General features: G+C 59.3%; 20 protein-coding genes. 9 read left to right on the plus strand and 11 right to left on the minus strand.

All coding sequences use genetic code 11. The features are described 5' to 3' along the window. Position 1 precedes the first annotated feature (1 nt). From AC72UB_RS09490 to AC72UB_RS09510, 5 genes are all read right to left on the minus strand, one after another. Positions 2–1,162 carry an amidohydrolase gene (locus AC72UB_RS09490; RefSeq protein ID WP_505189553.1) on the minus strand — a complete coding sequence of 387 codons (1,161 nt, stop codon included), beginning with the start codon at positions 1,160–1,162 and terminating at the stop codon, positions 2–4. Positions 1,163–1,174: 12 nt separating this feature from the next. Beyond that, a complete protein-coding gene (locus tag AC72UB_RS09495; RefSeq protein WP_505189554.1) occupies positions 1,175–1,636 on the minus strand; it encodes a RidA family protein in 462 nt (153 codons plus the stop codon). Between the two features lie 26 nt (positions 1,637–1,662). Next, positions 1,663–2,571 (minus strand): PhzF family phenazine biosynthesis protein, encoded by a 909-nt coding sequence (locus tag AC72UB_RS09500; protein WP_505189555.1) that lies wholly within the window; start codon positions 2,569–2,571, stop codon positions 1,663–1,665. Between the two features lie 16 nt (positions 2,572–2,587). Further along, the gene (locus AC72UB_RS09505) at positions 2,588–3,592 is read right to left on the minus strand and encodes an NAD(P)H-dependent amine dehydrogenase family protein (protein WP_505189556.1); all 1,005 of its coding nucleotides are present in this window, start codon (positions 3,590–3,592) and stop codon (positions 2,588–2,590) included. A 539-nt stretch (positions 3,593–4,131) separates the two neighbouring features. Then, positions 4,132–4,593, minus strand: a complete 462-nt coding sequence (locus tag AC72UB_RS09510; protein ID WP_505189557.1) for an Lrp/AsnC family transcriptional regulator — start codon at positions 4,591–4,593, stop codon at positions 4,132–4,134. A gap of 129 nt (positions 4,594–4,722) precedes the next feature. Here AC72UB_RS09510 and hppD point away from each other — a divergent pair, with 129 nt between their 5' ends. Further along, entirely contained in the window at positions 4,723–5,835 is a 1,113-nt protein-coding gene (hppD, locus tag AC72UB_RS09515) for a 4-hydroxyphenylpyruvate dioxygenase (protein ID WP_505189558.1), read from the plus strand. Between the two features lie 543 nt (positions 5,836–6,378). Here the strand turns inward: hppD and AC72UB_RS09520 are convergent. The 5 genes from AC72UB_RS09520 to AC72UB_RS09540 form a co-directional block, all read right to left on the minus strand. Continuing rightward, positions 6,379–6,642, minus strand: coding sequence for an SPASM domain-containing protein (locus AC72UB_RS09520; RefSeq protein ID WP_505189559.1), 264 nt, complete (start codon positions 6,640–6,642; stop codon positions 6,379–6,381). Positions 6,643–6,791: 149 nt separating this feature from the next. Beyond that, the gene (locus AC72UB_RS09525) at positions 6,792–7,070 is read right to left on the minus strand and encodes a hypothetical protein (protein WP_505189560.1); all 279 of its coding nucleotides are present in this window, start codon (positions 7,068–7,070) and stop codon (positions 6,792–6,794) included. Positions 7,071–7,572: 502 nt separating this feature from the next. Next, positions 7,573–8,100 carry a hypothetical protein gene (locus tag AC72UB_RS09530; RefSeq protein WP_505189561.1) on the minus strand — a complete coding sequence of 176 codons (528 nt, stop codon included), beginning with the start codon at positions 8,098–8,100 and terminating at the stop codon, positions 7,573–7,575. Continuing rightward, positions 8,097–11,585, minus strand: coding sequence for a toprim domain-containing protein (locus AC72UB_RS09535; RefSeq protein ID WP_505189562.1), 3,489 nt, complete (start codon positions 11,583–11,585; stop codon positions 8,097–8,099). The genes AC72UB_RS09530 and AC72UB_RS09535 overlap by 4 nt, the downstream gene beginning before the upstream one ends. Before the next feature lie 403 nt (positions 11,586–11,988). Further along, positions 11,989–12,717 (minus strand): hypothetical protein, encoded by a 729-nt coding sequence (locus AC72UB_RS09540; protein WP_505189563.1) that lies wholly within the window; start codon positions 12,715–12,717, stop codon positions 11,989–11,991. 387 nt (positions 12,718–13,104) lie between these two features. Here AC72UB_RS09540 and AC72UB_RS09545 point away from each other — a divergent pair, with 387 nt between their 5' ends. The 3 genes from AC72UB_RS09545 to AC72UB_RS09555 are packed head-to-tail and all read left to right on the plus strand — an operon-like array spanning position 13,105 to position 15,286. After that, entirely contained in the window at positions 13,105–13,560 is a 456-nt protein-coding gene (locus AC72UB_RS09545; RefSeq protein WP_505189564.1) for a DUF2924 domain-containing protein, read from the plus strand. Then, entirely contained in the window at positions 13,557–14,885 is a 1,329-nt protein-coding gene (locus tag AC72UB_RS09550) for a recombinase family protein (RefSeq protein ID WP_505189565.1), read from the plus strand. Before AC72UB_RS09545 ends, AC72UB_RS09550 begins: the two co-directional genes overlap by 4 nt. Continuing rightward, the gene (locus AC72UB_RS09555; RefSeq protein WP_505189566.1) at positions 14,882–15,286 is read left to right on the plus strand and encodes a hypothetical protein; all 405 of its coding nucleotides are present in this window, start codon (positions 14,882–14,884) and stop codon (positions 15,284–15,286) included. The genes AC72UB_RS09550 and AC72UB_RS09555 overlap by 4 nt, the downstream gene beginning before the upstream one ends. A 47-nt stretch (positions 15,287–15,333) precedes the next feature. Here AC72UB_RS09555 and AC72UB_RS09560 read toward each other — a convergent pair whose 3' ends face one another. After that, complete coding sequence (locus AC72UB_RS09560; protein WP_505189567.1) at positions 15,334–16,356, minus strand: LacI family DNA-binding transcriptional regulator; 1,023 nt, start codon at positions 16,354–16,356, stop codon at positions 15,334–15,336. Positions 16,357–16,525: 169 nt separating this feature from the next. On the opposite strand from AC72UB_RS09560, the gene AC72UB_RS09565 reads away from it, so the two are divergent. From AC72UB_RS09565 to AC72UB_RS09585, 5 genes are all read left to right on the plus strand, one after another. Continuing rightward, the gene (locus AC72UB_RS09565; protein WP_505189640.1) at positions 16,526–17,614 is read left to right on the plus strand and encodes a sterol desaturase family protein; all 1,089 of its coding nucleotides are present in this window, start codon (positions 16,526–16,528) and stop codon (positions 17,612–17,614) included. 104 nt (positions 17,615–17,718) lie between these two features. Then, on the plus strand, positions 17,719–18,690 hold the full coding sequence (locus AC72UB_RS09570) for a substrate-binding domain-containing protein (RefSeq protein WP_505189568.1): 972 nt from the start codon (positions 17,719–17,721) through the stop codon (positions 18,688–18,690). Positions 18,691–18,884: 194 nt separating this feature from the next. Further along, complete coding sequence (locus AC72UB_RS09575) at positions 18,885–19,766, plus strand: ABC transporter permease (protein ID WP_505189569.1); 882 nt, start codon at positions 18,885–18,887, stop codon at positions 19,764–19,766. Next, on the plus strand, positions 19,766–20,584 hold the full coding sequence (locus AC72UB_RS09580; protein ID WP_505189570.1) for an ATP-binding cassette domain-containing protein: 819 nt from the start codon (positions 19,766–19,768) through the stop codon (positions 20,582–20,584). The genes AC72UB_RS09575 and AC72UB_RS09580 overlap by 1 nt, the downstream gene beginning before the upstream one ends. Positions 20,585–20,594: 10 nt before the next feature. Beyond that, positions 20,595–20,906, plus strand: a complete 312-nt coding sequence (locus AC72UB_RS09585; protein WP_505189571.1) for a MocE family 2Fe-2S type ferredoxin — start codon at positions 20,595–20,597, stop codon at positions 20,904–20,906.

Raw genomic sequence — 20,906 nt, forward strand, 5'->3', positions numbered from 1 at the left:
GTCAGATGGGCAACATTTGCTCGACCAAGTGGCACCAGAAGCTCGCCGCCTTGGGGATCAGGCGATCATTGAAATCATAGCGCGGATCGTGAAGCGGCTGGCTGTCGCCGTTTCCGATTATCAGGAAGCAGCCCTTGGTGACCGCCAGCATTGAGGAGAAATCCTCTGAGAACATGTAGGGGCCCGGCAGATCGACAGTCTCTGGCAACTGCCCCATGCCAACGGCAACGCGGCGAACTTCTGCGGCGAGGGCCGGATCGTTGTCACACGGCGGATAGATGATCTCGTCGTCGAACGTGACCTCCGCGGTGCAGCCAAAGCTTTCGGCCTGTTGGCAGGCGATAGTGACGACGCGCTCACGCAGCAATGATGTGGCTTCGGCTGTAACGGTGCGTAGCCCTATGGGTAGGTCGACGAAAGGCGGAATGATGGTGGCGGTCCCACCGCCATGCATCCCTCCGACCGTCAGGACGCCCGGGTCAATGGAGTTTAGGTTACGAGAGATGATCGTCTGCAGCGCCATGATGATCGATGCACCAGCAACCACAGGATCTGTCGCCAGATGCGGCATGGCCCCATGCCCTCCCTTCCCCGTGACCCGTATCCTCCCGATGTCGATGCGGGCCGTTATGGGGCCGGGGCGGGTCTTAATCTGCCCCAGTTCCAGACCCGGCAGATTGTGCAAGGCAAAGACGGCCTCGACAGGGAACCTTTCGAACAGCCCGTCCTGAACCATGTGCCATGCACCGCCCGAACCTTCTTCGGCAGGCTGGAAGATTAGGTGAATGGTACCGTCGAAACTCCCCTGCAGCGCGAGGGATTCAGCGGCGGCCAAAAGGCAAGTGGTATGGCCGTCATGCCCGCATGCATGCATCTTGTCCGAATAGCTCGAGGCCCAGGGCAACCCGGTCAACTCCTTGATCGGTAGAGCATCCATATCGGCACGGATCGCGATGGCGCGGTTGCCCTGGCCACGTTTCAAGGTGCCCACAACCCCGGTCTTGGCAATGCCTGTCGTCACCTCATAGCCAAACCGTGTCAACTCCGAGGCCACGAAGGCGCTGGTGCGAAGTTCGTCAAATTCAAGCTCGGGGTGTTGATGCAGATCGCGCCGGATGGCGGTGAACCTAGGATGGTTGGCATTCAGCCAGTCGTCATGCATGGCAACTCCACCTCAAGGTTTGACAGCAAAGATCGCCGTGACTTCGACCGTGATCCCGTCGGGAAGCGATCCCATGCCCACAGCGGCCCGCGCATGCCGGCCGTTCTCCCCAAAAAGCTGCACCATCAGGTCTGAAAACCCGTTCATCACCTTGGGGTGCTGCTTGAAATCTGGTACTGCATTGACCATTCCATGAACAGACAGGATCCGCTCGACCCGGTCCAGAGAGCCCAAAAGCCGCCGCACAGAGGAGAGCATCGCAAGTCCCGTCAAGCGCGCATGCTGATAAGCCTCTTCGACAGACACGTCCTGCCCAACCACACCTGTGGCCGAAGTTTGCAGGTCGATCAGCGGACCCTCGCCGGACATGTAAAGCAGACCGTTGTGCAACACGCCAGGCACGAAGTTGCCAATCGGGCCCGGCACTTCGGGCAGGTTGATGCCCAGTTCCTTCAATTTGGCTTCAGCGCTCATTACTGCTCCTTTCCGCAACTCAACTCCTAGAGGGACAACTGCCCTTCCATCACCCTTACAGCGCTTCCCGCAACCCTCACCGCAACAAGTTTGCCTTTCTGAACGTCCGCTTCCATATCGATGTCGGAAGGCCGGCCCATGTCATAACCTTGCTCCAGCCGGAAAGCATGAGTGCCATCTTTGAGGCTAAGTGTCTGGTAAAGTTGTGACGCGAAAAGGGCCGCCGCCGAACCCGTCGCCGGATCTTCGATGCCCTCGCCCGAAGGATTGAACATTCTGGTGCAAAAGTCAGTGGCCGGGGTTTGCCCACCCTTCGCATAGAGATAGCCGCCGACCGTCCCGAGTGAGTTCAGAATGTTGGACCAGTGCGGCTCTAGCGGCCGCGCCCGGGTCAAAGCGTCGCCTGAGGCAATCGGCACATAGAAGAACCTTGGCCCGCCTTCGTGCAGACCCAAGGGAACCTCGCTTGGGCAGACGTCCGACGGGGCAAGGCCCAGAGCGACAGCGACATCCTGCACCGAAGGCAGTGGACCTGGTACGGAGTACGGGACAATTGGCGCCGTAAACTGCGCCCAACTCGCGCCACCTGTGTTGCGCACCGTCACCGGCACCAGCCCAGCGACCTCCTCTAGCAGGATCTCCGTCTCGAAGGGCTTGCCACGGCCATGCAGCATTTCGGCCAGAAGGATGGCGCAGCCAACCGTCGGGTGACCGGCGAAGGGAATCTCATCCGTCGGATAGAAGATCCGCACGCTGGCCGTGTGCGCGGGGTCCTTGGGCTTTCGGACAAAGATCGTCTCGGCCAGATTGAACTCGCGCGCAATGGTCTGCATTTCTTCAGTCGAGAGCGCATCGGCCCCCAAAACCACGCCCAAGGGGTTCCCGCCAAAGCGGCGCGTCGTAAAAACATCAAGCGTGTGGAACGCAATTTCCATCCCGACCATCCGGTAACTAGCAATCACTAAGGTACTTGCCGACTTCGCTGCCAAACGCAAAGGCGCCAACGGTTGAACGCAGCACGATACCGGGCTTGGCCTGAAGAAGGGCGGGGATATGGTTCACAAGAACATTGGCTACCGGACGAGTGCCATAGAGCGCAGGTTTGATCATCATGTGGGTCGGAACCTCAGCCTCAATGTCAAACTTGTCATAGGTTTCCCAGCCCTCATCGACACAAACATGGATCTCCATCTCGATCCTCTGAACGCCGTTCTCCCACCCTCGCGCGATTGTCCGGATTCCGGTTGTCGTGCCCGCCGGGCCATAGAATTGCGCTTCATCCTTGGTAACCTTGTCGATCGTCCAGCCGAAATAATGTCCAAGGCGCTCGAATGATCCTTCAAAGCCCACATGCCCGACGATCACCCCGTCTTTGACACCCTGGGAATAGGCTTCCTTGGTGACGCCCATTCCGAAGTGCTTGGCCACGACACTGCCCATGTATGCGCGGAAGTCCCCGTGCCGACAGTACTTGATGCTTTGCACGCCCCGGCTCCCCGCGCTCAGCAGCAGGGGTATATCGATATCCACATAGGTCGGCCAAAGGCCGGTGCCCAGGACCGCAACACCGTGCTTCCTAGCTAGATCATCCAGTAGCTTGGTGGCCTCAGGATCATAAGTCGCCGGGCTGGACATCTCTTCCGCAGCGGTGATCACATTGATCCCAGCGGCCAAAGGTTTTTTCAATTGGTCATAGGTATCCGCAACATGGGTCGTTGTCGTATGGATCAGGACGTCGGCCTTGGTCGATGCAAACAGTGCATCCTCGTCATTTGATATCAGAATCCCAAGATCGCTGCCCAGTCCAGCAACCTCACCCAAGTCTCGCCCTGCAACCGGCCCCTTGTCCAATGCTCCGACGATTCTCAGCCCCTTTTTAATGGAAAGGGCTTTGACGACCTCCTTACCGACCGAGCCGATACCGAAAATGATGACTCGTGTATCCTGCATGGACATAGTTTTCTCCCTGCCTTGCCTAATGCATTATTACGTTTAACGTAATATATTACTCAAAAGGTAATCTATCGGCTCGCAATTCACCTGTCAACGCCACACTTTGATGCTTTGTTAGCAGCGTGGAGTATATGCCCAGACAAGGTGTTGCTCTCGACCTTTCAACTACATAGACTGCATTACTTGCAAAACCGCGCTCTGCTTTCTGCTAGTCTTTGCAGCGGGGCTTCAGAACGCGATGGAAAATCAGTGTTAAGAATTCGGACGAAATCACGCGAGGTCACAGGATCGAGTTTGAAATCGATAAGAACTTTGACGATCTGATAGACACTCGCGTTGGGCTGTCGTTTGACGACCGCAAAATCATTATGGCATTTCGTAAACGTTTACTCATTGAGCAGCAGTGCCTCGTCTGTCCGTTAGCCCAGATTGTATGCGGTTAAGGGATCAACCTTGACCAGATGCCAAAGATGCTGCGCAAAGTCAGCGCACTTTGGCAGGCCACCATTGCCGCAGCGCACCCTGGCCGGTGGCGAGGTGCGCTATTCTAACGGCAGACCTTGGGTGGATTTGATCGTTTTCAGCACAATCTCGGACCGGACCTGCGCCACCTGCGGATGCGGCAGCAGGCGATGGTGGATGAAATCGGCAAAGGCGGCCAGATCGCGCACCAGCACCTCTAGCACATAATCCGCATCGCCAGAGACGGAATGTGCCTTAATCACCGCTGCCTGCCGCCGTATGAAATCGACAAAGCTGTCATCCTCACGCGCCGAATGGCCGCGCAGGTTGACACGGATGATCGCCCGCAGCCCGAAGTTCAGCTTCGATGGGTCTAGGCGGGCCATGTACCCGGTGATGACACCCTCCGCCTCCAGCGCCACGCGACGGCGTGAGCATTGCGAGGCGGACAGGTTCACTACCTCGCCCAAAGACGCATTGGTCAACGACGAATCGGCCTGAAGCGCCTTCAGAAGTTCACGATCAAAGCTATCTATGTCCATTTCGTGCACCATAATCTAAATTCACGCACAAAACGACCATAACGCCGATGCGCGAACTGCGCAATCGCACACACCGTGCGCGCCTCCCGTGGCATGATCACTGCCAAGCCATCAAAGGAGTGCATTACCATGGGCCCTTTCCCGCACGACGCCTCGCAAGCTACGATCAACGCGGCTAATCCCGCAGGCACCGATGGCTTTGAATTCGTTGAATTCGCCCATCCAGACCCGGCCGTCCTAGACACGCTGTTCCGCAAGATGGGCTTTGTGCCGGTGGCAAAACACCGCACCAAGGACGTCACTCTCTACCGTCAGGGCGACATCAACTACCTGTTGAACGCCGAGCCTGACAGCCATGCCGCCCGCTTTGTTGAGGATCACGGCCCATGCGCCCCGGCGATGGCCTGGCGCGTTGTAGATGCACAGCACACGCTGCGCCGGGCATTGGAATTGGGTGCCGCCGAATACACCGGGCCGGGCAAGTCGATGGATGTACCCGCGCTGGTGGGCATTGGCGGATCGCTACTGTATCTGGTCGATACATATGGTGACAAGGGCAGCGCCTATGCCGCAGAGTTCGACTGGCTGGGAATTCCCGACCCGCGCCCCGAGGGGATCGGCTTCTACTACCTCGATCACCTGACCCACAACGTCATTCGCGGCAACATGGACACTTGGTATCGGTTCTACGCCGATACCTTCGCCTTCCGGGAAATCCGCTTCTTTGACATCCAGGGCAAACATACTGGGCTGACCAGCCGCGCACTGACTTCGCCCTGTGGTAAGATCCGCATTCCGATCAATGAAAGCTCTGACGACAAGAGCCAGATCGAGGAATATCTGCGCCGCTACAAGGGCGAGGGCATCCAGCATATCGCCATCGGCACTGAAGACATTTACGAAGGTGCCGACGAATTAGCCCGGCGCGGCCTAAGCTTCATGCCCAGCCCGCCGGCGACCTACTATGACATGTCACATGCCCGCGTGAGCGGGCATCAGGAACCCATCGACCGACTGATGACCCACGGCATTCTGATCGACGGCGAAGGTGTCATCGGCGGCGGTGAAACGCGCATCCTTCTGCAGATCTTCTCAAAAACGGTGATAGGACCGATCTTCTTCGAGTTCATTCAGCGCAAGGGTGACGACGGCTTTGGCGAAGGCAACTTTAAAGCCTTGTTCGAGTCCATCGAAGAAGATCAGGTGCGTCGGGGCTTGCTTCAGCCTGCTGTTGTAGAGTGACTTCAGGAGTGGGCCTCTATCTCGTGGCTATACCCTTTTGCGGATAGAGTTCACATGATCTGGGTGTCGTCAGCCATCAACCGAGCAGCCCGCCTTTGGAAACGCGACTTTGCCTGTCAACGGCAGAGAAAAATTGAGCCAAAGGGCAGCACAAAATGTTGCCACGTTGGGGTTAGTGGGATTGCCTAGCAAGGGCGCTGTCAGACAAATGCGAACCAGTCTCCGTCTCCCCAGCCCAGCTAGGTTTCAGGCTGTCAGAAGGTTGCCACATTCTGCGGGAATGGCTCTGCGGTACCGTTCAAACTGGCCATAGATCTATCGGTAGCGCTGCGTTGGTAAGTGCCTGTGGATGCAGATGATCGCAGGCATGCGGACAATCACTCATTCGTGGGGGCTTCGAACAGTGTCCAGAGTGCGATTTCCATCAGAGGTTTCCTCAAGCTGCGCTTGATGCGGCGGATGAAGATTTGGCAACGGGTGTTAGGCTCGAGGCCAACGAGGCGCCCGCCACCACCATCCCCGTCAAATGCCAGACCGCCGCCATCATGATCCCCATATTGAAGGCAAACTCGTTGGCACAGCTTTGCTTGAAGAACTCCCCCTCAAGGACATGCAGGACCCTTTGCAGAGCTGAACGACCGGGCAAGCCATGCATTCCTCGCGGAAGGCAAAATGCGTCGCAGTGTCGAGCGCGATGGCGTCAAAGTCAGCTACATGACCGATCTTGTGCGCCCCCTTGGCCCCCGTGTTCTGACAGGTCATAACGTTCCCGCGCAGATCGACGGCGATGGCTTCGGGGCTGTCCATCCCGCATTTCTGACCGAGGGCTTGGATCGGCCGCTGGCGTTGGATCGAGGCGTAGAACTCGTTGATGCGCTCGCCGAGGCCGAAGGCGTTCGGATCCTCGACCAGCGCCTCGAAGATCGAACACGTCAGGCTGTTCAGCTCCGCAGGCTCTACCCGCCCCGTCCCGATGGCAGTCGCGGCATCATAACATTCACGACGCCCTCGAGCCCGACGAAGATGTCCGGCCCAACCTTTTCGGCGAACCAGGCCTTGAGCGCCCGAAGGTCGTGATGCTGGCGCGTCAGAACCGCGTTGAAGCTGGTCTTGTACGGGCGCTCCGCCAGCAGAGCTTCAATCCAGCGCTGTTTATCCGGATCATCAAGTGGATCGGGCCCACTCAGATGCTGGCTACGCACGTCATACGAGATCGTGATCGCAAGGTCATGCATGGCGATGAAGTCGAGCTTCTCACGGTCTAGGAGGGAGTTATTCGTGATGAGCGAGAAGGTTGCTTTCGGGAACCGCTCCGCCAGCGCCGGGATAGGGGCGAAGATGTCGGGCTCAGCGGGCAGCCGCAGCGCTTCTCATGCCAACCTACGTGAGCTTTAGCGCCCATGATGGCGACCAAGGGGCTGCTGCCAAAACGAAACGCTGAAGGTTAGGCACTTCGTTTCCAGACGGTTTGGTTGGCCACTGGTCCCTTTATTTCTTGACGTAAATCTCGATGCGAAACGAAATGCCTTGTTTCGGGATTGTCACTGGGAAACCCTCGGGCTGAGCCCTTCCGTATACGAAACGGCCGGAAGGGACCCGTACAAATTCGCGCGCCTACGCACGGCGAGAGGACGACAAGGACGCAGAAGGCGTGACGCAAGTTTGCTTCGATGAACTAGACATCGTGGCTGACGTCGACGCAGGCCCGGCGCTCGAGGCCGATGCCGTCGTTTTTCGTCATCCTGGACCTTCGTGGGCGACCTGCGCCATGGCCGCACGTGCTTGTTGAGCGCGGCGGCGATCACGATCATTGTCGAGGTCAATCCGGCTGTGACCGGTCTCACGATTGATATGGCTGCCCGCTCCGTGGCGCGCCCATGCGATGAATGCATTTGCAAGTTTTTCGTGCAGTGCAAACAGATTTCGGTTGCCCGAGGTGGTCATGATCGGGGCAAGAAACTGGGACAGGAACGGCAACCAGTCCTCAGAATTCAGGATGACAACCTGTTCGATAAGTGCGAGCGGCGTCTCGATGAGAACGAAGTAACCGGCCATTTGGCTCGACCAAACGCGTATCTCCAGAGCCGAGCTGACCTTGCCCTCCTCGGTGAGTAAACAGTGTTCACAGTCCAAGACGCGATCAAGGGCGCGGTGCCAGTCCAGACAATCGGTCTCACTCAATTGCTCGGCGGCCGTATACCAATCGGGCAGTTCCGCATCGTAGAATCGGCCGGCGTCGTAGATTCGCATTGTGTTGCAGCTCATGGCTGGGTCTCCTTGGGGGGGTGTTGGGGGTGTGGCAAATCGGAGGGTTTCGCGGCTTCCAGTCGGGCTGAAAGCGCATCAAGCGCGGAACGGTGTCCTGCGAGGGCGGCCTGCATGCTGTCGGTCAGGCGGCATGCGAGGGCGTCGAGGCGTGCTGTGTTGGCCGGATCAGGCATGTCTGCACATTCACCCGCGATGTGGTTGATCGTGAAGCTGGCGAGCGGCCCAAGACGGTTGGTCAGCCATGCTTCAGGGTCATGGATGCGGGAGAGATTGACCTGCGCCGTGCGGGCGCGATGGCCGGCACCCTCTGGCCGATACGTCAGCTGGGCGCAGGAGTGTGACATTTGGCTATTATAGAGATCCCTATAATAGCAGTTTGTCACACTCCTTGAGCGATCTTGCCGAGCTGCGACCGGTGAGGGCCATAGGTCGGGAAAACAGGCCGCCATGTCGGCGGCGTTCTCAAGTACAATGCCTTGGAGCGCCATCAGATCGTGCCGGGTCGGCCTTATGTCCGACCAAGGCACTAGCGCGTTGACAGTGATGGGCAGGACCACGTCTGCAAGTAGGTCGATCTCGAGGGGGGTACGGGCGGTGCGGTTGACGCCCCTGCCCCGGCCCATGGCTTGGATCAACTCCCCCTCACAAATGCTCCAGCGCACGGCTTCAGCGATTGGATCGACATGTCTCTCCATCGCGAGCGGTGCAGTCCGATCGCCACCGAGACAGACGCGGCGTTCAACCGTGGGATACCACCAGCTGGCGTCCTGCGGGTTTTGGGTGGGCACGCGTCCAGTCAGTGCCTTTGCAATCAACTCGACCGTACGCGGCGTGGGCAGAGTGCGGCCGAGGATCACCATGCCGCCGATCCCGCCCCAGCGGTCAAGGCCGCTGAGGGCGTTAAAATGCACGGCCTCGACCCGCGGCGGGAGGCCCATGGTTCTGAGTGCATCGATCGCCGCCTTCTGCCCAACAATCAGGAGATCAATGGACTGCCCGGGGCGATGGCATTGCTGGGCCCGGAGTTCGATCCAGGCGCGGAGGTCGCGAAGGCGGGTCGCCGCGGCTTTGCGGTCCCGCTCAGGCGCGTCGACCGAGGGGGTCAGTGCGCGCGCCGAGGTCGGGCTGCCTGTCACCTGCCGGACGCGAACATGGAGCTGACGCGCAGCGACGGGTGGGCCGATGTCGATCCTTGGCAGGTAGGTCTGGACGAGTTTGGGCTGGAGCGTTGCGTCAAGATGCAGGATCGGTGCCTCAGCGGCCCAGCCAGAGCGAATACGGCTGTGCCAGCGCAAGCGGAGGGCGCGGACCGAACCTGCCTCTGTCTTGTCGTGAACAAGCTCGGCACCTGCGGCATCGTGTCCGTTCTCCAGTGCCTCGGCGAGGATCAGCCAGAGTGTGATGCAGCGCCCAGGCGGAGCCCAAGGCTCACCCGGGGGCGGCAGAACCGCCTCAATGCGTTTGCGCCGATCGAGCGGCGACATACCCGGCAGGAGGCCTGCGTTACGCATGCGGCTGCGTTCAAGCCTTGCGGCATGACGGCAGTCCTCGGGAGTGAGACCTACAGCCTCCAGGAGCCCCAAGCGGAGCGGACCCGTGCCCGTGACCCTCAGAGCCTTGCAAAGACGCTCCCGCACAGCGACGAGATCTGCTGTCGCGCCAACATCCATCCTTCCCTTGCTGTTGTAGCAGATGAGCGAGGTACGACTGGGCTCAAGCCCGTCTTGCGTCAGCGTCGCCTTGCCGTCGAGGCCGCGTAGCCCTGACTGCCAGAAGGCCTCGTCAATCACGAGGAGGCCGACGGTGCCGATGGCTTCGGGCTTCATATGGAAGAGGCTGTCATGGGCGCAGACGATGACCTGCGCTGCCTGCGCAAGTGGCTTCTGACGCTGGTAGCCGCAGTGTTGAAAGAACGGACACAAAAGCAATGCCGCGCCGTCTTTGACCTTGCAGCAACTCTGCTCAACCGGGTGTTCGATCTCGAGCGCATCGAAGGTCGCCTCGGCATCGAGGCACATCAGCTGGTCAGGATTGGCGTCACTAGGATCTGGCGCGGTGCGGCCCTTCCAGAGCATGGCACTGAGGCCAAGCGCTTGGAAGGCCAAGACCTGCTCTGCCCCAAGATCGTGGCGCGGAACGGCGTAAACGACCTTGCGATTTGCGAGCCCACCCGAAGCGATCAGTTCGGCTATTGCGGCGCGCGCACTTGAGGTCTTGCCAAGACCCACGTCGACCGGCAGGCCGAGGAGCGGCGGCAGAGCGGCGCGGGCGACAACGTTAAAGTCCAGTGGATCGCGGTTGGCGTCGAAACTCTTTGCCGCCTCACGTGCCACTTCGACAGCGGCCCAGTAATCCGGGATTGCGGCCATGAAGCTGGCGATCGCCTCACCAAGGCTGGTTCGTGCCTCATCAGGGGTGAGTACGGGGGCCGGATAGGTTGGCGGTGACGGTGAGATCTGGGCCGCACTGGCCACAAGCGCGGCGACAGCCTCAGGGCCTTGGGCGCAAAAGAGGTCGTTCGCATCGCCTGGCGCTGGCGGAATGGCGAGACGGGCCTCGAGCAAGAGCGCAGCCTTCCGCGCAGCCTCGACGCCAGGATTGGCCAAAGTGTTTGGCTTAACATCGTTGTCGGCAACAATCACGAGATCCGCCTCGGGGAACCTTGCACGCAGGGCCTGAGCGACCGGCACCAGGTTAGCCGCGTCCATCGCGGCGATGACGGTGTGGCCTGTGGCGATATGCAGGCTGGCGCCGGTGGCCCATCCCTCGCAAATCAGCAACGGTCCGAGGGGCTTACGCAAGGGACCGGGTTCCGTGCTCACAACAGCAAAATGGCCCTTCTTGGTACCGCCAGCGAGGTAGCGCTTGGCGCCCTCAACCGTGATGAACTCCACAGTTTGGATGTGGCCATCAATGTCTTGCAGCGGCACAACGAGCCGACGGCTTGCGTCCATGCGCAGCCTGAGCGGCGCAACTTGCTTACGGGTCAGATAGGCATGGTCGTCCAGAGCGCGACACGCACGGGACCAAATCCGAGCGGCGCGTCGAGCGGTCTCGTCTGCCCGGATTGGGACAGACGCAGAACTCTCCTTCATATGAATCCCGGGCGATGATGCCGGGTCGAATGCCAATGATCGCGCAGTTGGAACGTTGGCCGGTATGGCGCGTGGCGCAGGTCGTTGTCGAACCGGCCAGAAACGCCCGCCTGTGCCGATCCGGTCCGCGATCCAGTTGTTCGCCTCGCTGCGAACCATGCGGAGGTCTCGACCGACGAGATCGATAAAGCCTCCACCCTGACCAATCTCATGATCGAACCACATGCCAGCTTTGTCGCCAGAGACAACGACCGAAAGACTGCCCTTGCGGCCCCAGCGCCATTCCTGACCTAAGCGGAAGGTCGGATTGCCCAGGAGTTCCAGAGCTAGCTCCGGCACGCGCGCGCGCAGTTCGGCATCAAAGGCCCCCCAATCCGGTTCACTCATCGCCGCCCCCAAGAGGCAGGCGCAGGCACACCCGTCGGCCGGCGTGCCGATGCGGTTAGGCGCACAAGGTGATGGGGACGGGCGGACACGGGGTTGCGAAACCGAATGAGGGGGGTTGTTGCCCTCAGTTTTGCCGCCGTTTAGGCAGCCCGTGCTACGTCGAAGCCGGTTCGCCCAGACTTAGCCCATCATGTTGGGAAGGGGTGAGACCTTCCAGCAAGGCGTTGAAATGAAGACAGATAATGGGGTAACCCCACCGGGCCGTACGCCCCCTACGAAACACTCTCGGCGGCCGCGGCACACCTTGGGGCTCACCCCCCAATCCTCGCGAATGGGGTGAACGGTTCAGCCCTGGGGTTTGCGGCGTCAACGCTGCCACAGTCCACGTCGATCTCGGTTGGCGTCAGCGTGGGGCGCGCAGATCCGGACCCAGTACGCGCTTGGCGCCACCGCGCTGAGCCGAGGGCAAGCGGATCAGCGTCGCCATCGCGTCGGCAAGCTTGTGGGACACCTGCTCTCCCTCGACCGTCTGGGCGAGGAACCAGTCCACAAGGCAGTCCTTCTTGCCCTGCTCCTTAGCCGTGATCCCGAACTTCGTGATGGCCGTCTGCATAAGCTCCAAATAGGGCGTGACGTATGGTGTGTGATCCCTGCCTTGAACTGGCCGGCCGACATCCGAAATGGTGAGCGGGGGCAAATAATCTGGCCAAATCGTCCTGACCAAGAAGCGCGGCATGCGCATGTCAATGAACTCCCAATCGCGCGCGGTCAGGCGCCCGTGCGAGCATTTACCTTCTCGCCACTGCTCTGGCCTAATGCTGGTGTGATAGCCCGAGTGTAGGCCAAAGCCGCTGCTGTTGGCACCATTCCCCCAGCCATGCGTTCGCTCTTCGGTGTAGCGACCCTGCGCGATCAGATCACCGTCTCGCAGCGCGATCAGCAACTCGTTCTCGGCTTCCAATTTCCAGGCGTGCGTTGGATCCGGCGGCGCGTTCCAACGATCATGCACAACGGCAGGCTTTGGCGGAAGCTTAGCTGTCTCGGCTGCGCGCCGGGAGACGGTAACGTTCTGAACATGGGCCAATGCCTCCGCAAAAGTCCATTGGGTACGATCAAGTGATTGCAGCGACATTTGCGGCCTCGTGATTCATGGGGGATGACCCGAACATAATGGGAACATCTGATCCGCTCAACCCACACAAGTGTTGCAAGGGCGCAGGGGTTCACTTTTGGTGACATTGGTTGGGCTGACCGGTTCTGAGGTCGCGGTGAACGTTGGAATGCTTCACCTATGACCCATGACGTTCGATCGAACCCACACTTGCCGTCCCAACCCGCTGCACCCTGATCGGATGACGGCACACGAGCGCCGCACCGAGCTTTATGGTCTGCTCGCCACAGCCGTACTGCGGCTCTTGGACCATGATCGCGACCTTTTATCCCAGAATGAGGGAGACTGTTCGCTACACTTCCGCCCCGAACAGAGCGGTACTGCAACTCCAACTCGGAGGAGATCTGCATGACCACACATGAACCCATCCTGGCGCGACTGGCAGCCCAAAAAAACATGACCGTGAACGAGCTGAAGGCTGAATGGCAGGCACTGTTTGATGCGCCCGCCCCGAACAACAGCCGCACGTTCCTAGAAAGCCGTTTGGCTTATCGAATCCAGGAACTGACCTATGGCGGCCCGGACAAGCAAACGCGACGGCTTCTGGACCTACTTGCCGACGAGGTCGAGGGCACGCTGACTCGCAAAGCGCAGATTGCTGATCCCCGGAACCCGGTCGTCGGCACCAAGCTCATCCGCGAATGGGACGGCGTCGCCCACACGGTCACTGTTCTCAGGGAAGGCTTCGACTGGGATGGCCGGCGCTACAAGTCGCTGTCTGCGGTGGCGCGTGCCATCACGGGCACGCGCTGGAACGGCTATCGCTTCTTTGGGCTGCGCGAGCGGAAACGGGGTGAGGCATGAAGGACGTGTCAACAAAACCCACCCGCCGCCTGCGCTGTGCCATCTACACCCGCAAATCGAGCGAGGAAGGGCTCGAGCAAGAGTTCAACAGCCTGCACGCTCAACGGGAAGCCTGCGAGGCTTACATCGCCAGCCAGAAGTCAGAGGGATGGGCGCTGGTTCGCGATCAATATGACGATGGCGGCATCTCAGGTGGCACATTGGAGCGCCCTGGGCTGAAGCAGCTTCTGGCCGACATCGAGGACGGCCTTGTGGATGTGGTTGTCGTCTACAAAATTGACCGTCTGTCGCGCTCTCTGATGGACTTTTCTAAGCTGGTGGAGGTCTTTGATCGCAACGGGGTTACCTTCGTCTCGGTCACGCAGAGCTTCAATACTACAACATCCATGGGCCGATTGACCCTGAATATTCTGCTCAGCTTTGCACAATTCGAACGTGAGGTCACTGCCGAGCGCATTCGCGACAAGGTGAAGGCCTCGCGCATGAAAGGCATGTGGATGGGAGGCTATGTGCCTCTCGGCTATGATGTCGTCGACCGCAAGCTGGTGGTGAATCAACAGGAAGCCTCCAAGGTCCGCATGGTGTTTGAGCGTTTTGTTGAGGTAGGCTCTGCCACCGTTCTGGCCTGCGAACTGCGCAACGATGGGTTCCGCAGCAAGCAGGGCACGCTGATCGACAAGGGCTATCTGTACCGGCTTCTTAACAATCGCGTCTATCGTGGCGAGGCTTTGCACAAGGGTAAGGCTTACCCCGGAGAGCATGACGCCATCATTGACGTTGATCTTTGGGATCGCGTGCATGCCATCCTGCAGGAAAGCCCCCGGAAGCGGGCGAACAACAGCCGCGCGCAAACGCCAGCGCTTTTGAAAGGCCTGATCTTCGGCGAAAATGGTGCCGCCGTGACGCCGACCAGCACGAAGAAGGGGGCAAGGCTCTACCGCTACTATGTGTCCATGGACGTGATCCGGAACCGCGAGACGGGCGAGGAGACCGCGCCCATGCGGCTTCCCGCCGGAGTGGTTGAAGATGCTGTCGTCACCGAGGTCCGGCGCATTCTGCAAACGCCAGAGGTCGTGACACAGGTGGTGGCCGCTTTGAAACGCGACTCCGGTGGGGCATCTGAGGCGGATGCCATCGCGGCCATGCACGAGTTCAAGGCTCTCTGGTCGCAACTCTTCCCAGCCGAGCAAGCGCGTATCATCCAGTTGCTGGTGCGGCGCGTCACGGTCACCACCGCCGGGCTTGAGGTCGATATTCGCCGAGAGGGGATTGCGGGCGTCATCCGGGAGATGGTCGCGCCGCGCAGGCTGGAGACTGCAGAATGACGAGGCCAGACGACACCATCCGCGTGCTGATCCCGTTGAAGGTGCGCAAGAAGAACGGGCGGCCGAAGATCCTGCCGCCCGCCGACTATCGACCGAGCGAGGATAAGGCACAGGACCCGCACATCCTGCGCGCCATCGGCCGGGCATGGGGATGGCGGCGGCGGATGGATGCAGGTGAGTTTGGGACGATCCAGGAACTGGCCGAGGCCGTTGGACTGGCGGAACGCCATGTCAGCAGGCAGCTGCGGCTGGCCTACCTCGCGCCGGAGTTGCTGAAGCGGCTGACCTGCGGGCGCGAGGCGTCGGCTGTCAGCCTCTATGATTTGTGTTTTCTGGCAGGCGAGGCTTGGGGGGAGCAAGTATTTCAGGCGTTCGGCGATACATCGGCCAGACATCCGTGATTGGCCCTTAGCTGACGACCGCCACAAACACAGCAGATGGTCAACACTCAGATGTTTTCTCGCGTATATATTTCGAACGGGACGATGCAGGTTTGGTTCGCGCCATGGTTAGCGGAGGCACGCACCACTCCGTCAATCACTTCTTTTGCAAGACGCGCAAGGGGGTGGGAAATGACGACCGTTAAAGAGCCATCAAGAAGCGCCGAACGAGTGACCTCCGTCAAGTCATAGCCGACAACGACAATTTTCCCGGCACGCCCGCTCGACTTAAGCGCGGCTAATGCACCGCTGATCCCGCCTCCGGAAACGTAGAGCCCGACAAGTTCGGGGTACTGCGCCAGGAGCCGCTCGGTCACTTCTTCGGCAACAGCTGCCGCTTCGTGGGTCGAAATCGGTTCAAGCAGTGTGAACTCTGGGGCCAGCTCGCGGAAATAGGACCGAAAACCAGTCTCATTCATTTCTTGATTTCGATAACGCGGGTTGCCCATCAGGATTCCAATCTTGCCGGGAATTTTGCAAATATTGGCAAAGGCCCAGGCCGATGTGCGGCCTACCTTCCAGTTGTCGAGCCCGACATAGTGCATCTGTCCAGTTGCCGAGAGTTGCGAGATCAGCGCGAAGACTGGCAGACCATCAGACTGGATACGTTCGATCGCTGCGGTGACGACAGGGTGAACGGCTGAGGTCAGGCAGATAGCATCGCAGGCCTTGGCCAACGCAAGCGCGCATGTCGCAGTGTTCTGCGGCGAAAGATCCTCGAGAAACTCAATCTGAAGCTCGACTTCTGCGCCCGAAGCTTCGGCGGCAGCACTTTGCAGCGCATTTGCCACATTCTGATAGAACGGCCGATGGCGCTGCAAGAGCATCACCCCGAGACGCAAGTGCGGGCGTGCCGCTGCAACTCGCGCCTGTATGCTTCCAAGGCCGTAGAAACCGATCCGCTCGGCGGCTTGCTGCACCTTTTCACGCGTGGCAAGGCGGACATTCGATGCCCCTGACAGCACACGGTTAACTGTGGCAACGGACACACCGGCAGCCTCGGCAAGGTCAGGAATCTTGGGGCGTCGCATATCTATATGATCCTTTTCATGTCATTCACATGCCAAAATGCGCTGAATGATACGATTACATGTTCATCATATCATGACTGCTTGATTTGATATGCGTCAAGGCGTTTATCTGCAGCCAACCTGACGGAGGCAGAAGCTCAGATCCGATGGGAAAGTTGATTTGGCTGAAATGAACCTATGGGTACTGATCCCGACGGGCAGTTTTGCATGTAACGACGCGACGACAAGTGGAGGGACAAAGATGGACGACCTGCAATTTGGCACTCGCAACAAGCGTGGTGACTGGGCGCCAAATGCGCATCTTGAACTTCCACCGTTCTGGCGCCGACCCTTCAGCCTTCCCAAGTCGATTGCTTGGATTCCCGAATATCTGTTCCCTTGGAACGCCTTCCACATGGCAACGGCGCTGCTGTGGTGGTTCTTCGTGGTACCCGATGTATCCACGATGCAAACTCTGTCCTGGGGTTGGGCGCTTTGGCTTTATACGGTGAACGCCGCCGCCATTTTCGTGTTCTATGGCTCGGTCGAGCTGTTGTGGTACGTCCGTCGCAAGCAGGGCACGCGCTTTAAATACAACGGCAAGTTTCCCGCTGATCAGCCTTCGGACGTATTCTGGTTTAAGTCGCAGAACATCGACAATTTCCTGCGGTCATTTTTCATTTCCATCCCGCTTTGGACGCTGGTCGAAGTTCTGTTCTTGTGGGTCTTCGCAAACAGCTGGGCGGTCTGGTTGCCGTGGGAGACCCACTGGCCGTGGTTGGTCGTTCTGGCGCTGATAAGCCCCGCGATCCATGAGCTTCATTTCTTCTGCATCCACCGACTCATCCATGTGCCGATCCTCTACAAATGGATCCACTCTGTGCACCACAACTCGATCAACCCCAGCCCTTGGTCGTCGCTTTCGATGCACCCGGTAGAGGGATTTCTCTACCACGCCGTGGCCTTCTGGCACCTAGTTATCCCCTCAAACCCGCTGCTGGCGATGTATCAGCTGCATTTGGCGGGCTTTGGGGCTGTGAACGGGCACATTGGTTTCGACAAGCTGGAACTGACCGAAAACACCCCGCTCAACAGCCACGCCTACGCCCATTATCTGCACCACAAGTACTTTGAGGTGAACTATGGCGGCGATGGGCTGATCCCGTTGGACAAGTGGTTTGGCTATTTCCACGACGGGTCAAAAGAGGCTGAGGCGAAAATGCAGGCTCGTTTCGAAGCCAAGAAAGCGCGGATGAACGCCAAGGCGGCACGCGGCTGAACTGACGCAAACCGGATGTGATCCCACGAGGAGGTGGGGTCAGCTCTGCAAGTCACGACAAACGAAACCCGTCAGGAAAGACGGATCAAGGGAGGAGATAGACTATGAACTTCATGAAAACACTCACCAAGGTGATGGCGACGACTGCACTTGTGGCAGCGGGCTCCGTTGCTATGGCGGCCGATATTGCGGTGATCGGCGGCTCAAATGATGACGCGTTCTGGAACATCATCAAAAAGGGCATCGACGATGCCACGCCGGCTGTTGAGGCAAATGGCGGCAGCGTGAACTATCTGCGTCTGGTCAACTATGACAACTTTGCCCCCGACGTGGTGCAGCTGATCCGCACCGCAATTTCGATGGAAGTTGATGGGCTAGTGATCCCGAACTGGGTGCCTGAAGCAGAAGATCCGGCCATCAAGGACGCGATTGCCGCTGGCATCACCGTGATCCTGATGAACGCCGGCGGGGCTGACAAGGCCACAGAACTGGGCGCGATCAACTATGTCGGCTCGGATGAATATGTAGCCGGAGTTGCTGGTGGCGAGTATTTTGGCACAGCTGGCAAAAAGAACGTACTATGCGTCAACACCCTGCCGGGCGCGGCCAACACCGAAGCGCGCTGCAAAGGCGTGATTGAAGGCATCACAGCAGCTGGCGGCACCGGTATTCAACTGCCGCTACCGACCACCAGCTTTGGTGATGCGACCGCGGTGGCTGAGGCAATCAAGGCAGAACTGCTGAAGGACGGCACCATCGATGGCGTCATCACCATAAGCGCAGGCGATGCCGATAGTGCCGCGATTGCGGTGGCGCAGGCAGGTCAGGCAACACCAGCCATGTTGGGTTCGTTTGACATGAACCAGGCTGGGCTCGACCGGATCAAGGCGGGCACTCAGGGGTTTGCTATCGACCAGCAGCCCTATTTGCAGTCGTTCCTTGCGGTCAGCTTACTGGCATCGGCCATTGATTTCGGTACCGATCTGCCGGTGTTCCCGGTGCTCACTGGCCCGGGTATTGTCGATGCCTCGAACATCGACGCTACGCTGGCGGGCGTCAAACTGGGGGCGCGCTAAGTCGCCCCTCCGGCCCGCAGCAATTGCGGGCCGGACCTACCCACCTTCTTTCCTTTCGCCGGGGGCAGACCATGTCCAGCATTTCCCTTAGCGGCCTGTTGCGCCGTCCCGAAGCCGGGGCAGCCCTTGGCCTTGTTGCCGTCCTAATCTTCTTTGCAATTTTCGGTGGCATAACCTTTCTGAAGCCTGGCGGCATGGCCAGCTGGCTGAACGTCGCCGCCAACCTTGGCGTGATCGCCATACCACTTGGGCTGTTGATGATCGCCGGTGAGCTGGATATTTCGGTAGGCGCGATGGTGCCTTTTGGCGCGATGACCGTCGCCGTCATCTCCGGGCACTATGGCCTGCCGATCTGGCTCGGCGTCGCCATCTCACTGTCCTTCGGAATGGCAGTCGGGCTGGTCAACGGCTTTCTGGTGATCAAGACCGCTGTACCATCGCTGATTGTCACCCTGGGCAGCCTGTTTGCTGTGCAAGGCATCGTGCTGGGTCTGACCGTGCTGATCACCAAGTCTACCTCGGTCGCGCTGGCTACGGAAGGCCCGGCAAAAGCGATCTTCGGTGATTTCGTGCTGGGCGGGCAGCTTCAGGTGATGGTCTTGTGGTGGCTAGGCCTGACCGCGCTTTACATCTTCTTTGTCCACTTCAGCCCGTTCGGTAACTGGATCTTCGCCATGGGCGGTGACAAGGTTTCCGCCCGAAACGCAGGTATCCCAACGAATCGGCTCACGATGATCCTGTTCGTGCTGTCGTCGACCTCGGCTGCCTTTGTCGGCATGTGCCAGGCGATCCTTTACAATTCAGCTCAGGTCGCAGGCGGGCAATCGTTTATCTTCAACTCGATCATCGCGGTGGTGGTTGGGGGCGTGCTGCTGACCGGGGGTTTTGGCTCAGTGGTCGGGATCTTCTTCGGCACAATTACCTTCGCCATCGTCACCCAAGGCATCTACTACACCGATTTTGATCGCAACTGGTCGTCGTTGATCATCGGGGTGCTGCTGCTCGGCGCGGTTTTGATGAACAATACCTTCCGCCACATGGCGCTGGCCTATGCACCCAAGAAAGGTGGTAAATGATGCCCACCCCCATCCTTGCTCTGCGCGGTGTGAACAAATCCTTCGGCCCCATCGACGTGCTACATGACATCACGTTGGAGGTACAGGCCGGTCAAGTCTTGTGCCTGCTGGGTGATAACGGCGCGGGTAAATCGACGCTGATCAAGATCATGTCGGGCGTGCATCAACCGACCTCGGGCGTGATCGAGATTGATGGTGTGCCCGTCGGCCTGCCCACCCCCCGTGCGGCCTCCGAAAACGGTATCGCCACCGTTCACCAATTCGGCGGCACCTTTCCGCTGATGTCCATCGGACGCAGTTTTTTTGTTGGGGTGGAGCCAACCAAGGGCTGGGGTCCGTTCAAGATCTATGATCGTAAGCGCGCCAACGACATTGCGGTCAAGGCAGTGCGGGATTTCGGCATCACCCGCATTGATGACGGCGACCGTCTGGTTGGCGGCCTGTCGGGGGGCGAGCGCCAGTCGTTGGCCATTGCCCGCGCCGTCCACTTCGGCGCGCGGGTGCTGATCCTGGACGAGCCAACAGCCGCCCTTGGCGTAAAACAGGCGACCCATGTTCTGCGCATTGTGAACGAGGCCAAGAAGCGCGGCCTTGCTGTCGTGTTCATCACCCATCAAGTGATGCATGCCATGGCCGTGGGCGATCATTTCGCAGTGCTGATCCGCGGGGCCGTCGCCGCCGATTTCAACAAGGGCGAGAAATCGCGCGAGGAAATCACCGACCTCATGGCCGGTGGCGCGTCGATGGCCAGTCTGGAAGCCGAGATCGAAGGCTACATGGCCAGCCATGATGGCCATCCCCCACCCCCTACTCATTGAGAGAATGCCCATGCCCTCTTGGATTAAAGCCTGTGCCACCACCGACATCGAACTTGATGAGATGATCCGTTTTGACCATGGCGCGCAGACCTTCGTCATCGTGCGGAGCGAAGAAGATACGTTTCACGCCATGGACGGTATCTGTAGCCATGAAAAGGTGCATCTCTGCGATGGCCTTGTGATGGAAGGTCGTGTGGAATGCCCCAAGCACAGTGCCACGTTCGACTATCGCACCGGCGAAGCCAAATCGGCTCCCGCCTGCATCAACCTGAAAACCTTTGCCGTCAAAGTTGAAGACGGCGCTGTCTATATCGAGATCTGA

Source organism: Allotabrizicola aquatica (SeqCode), assembly GCF_965194375.1.
Classification (GTDB): domain Bacteria; phylum Pseudomonadota; class Alphaproteobacteria; order Rhodobacterales; family Rhodobacteraceae; genus Tabrizicola_A; species Tabrizicola_A aquatica.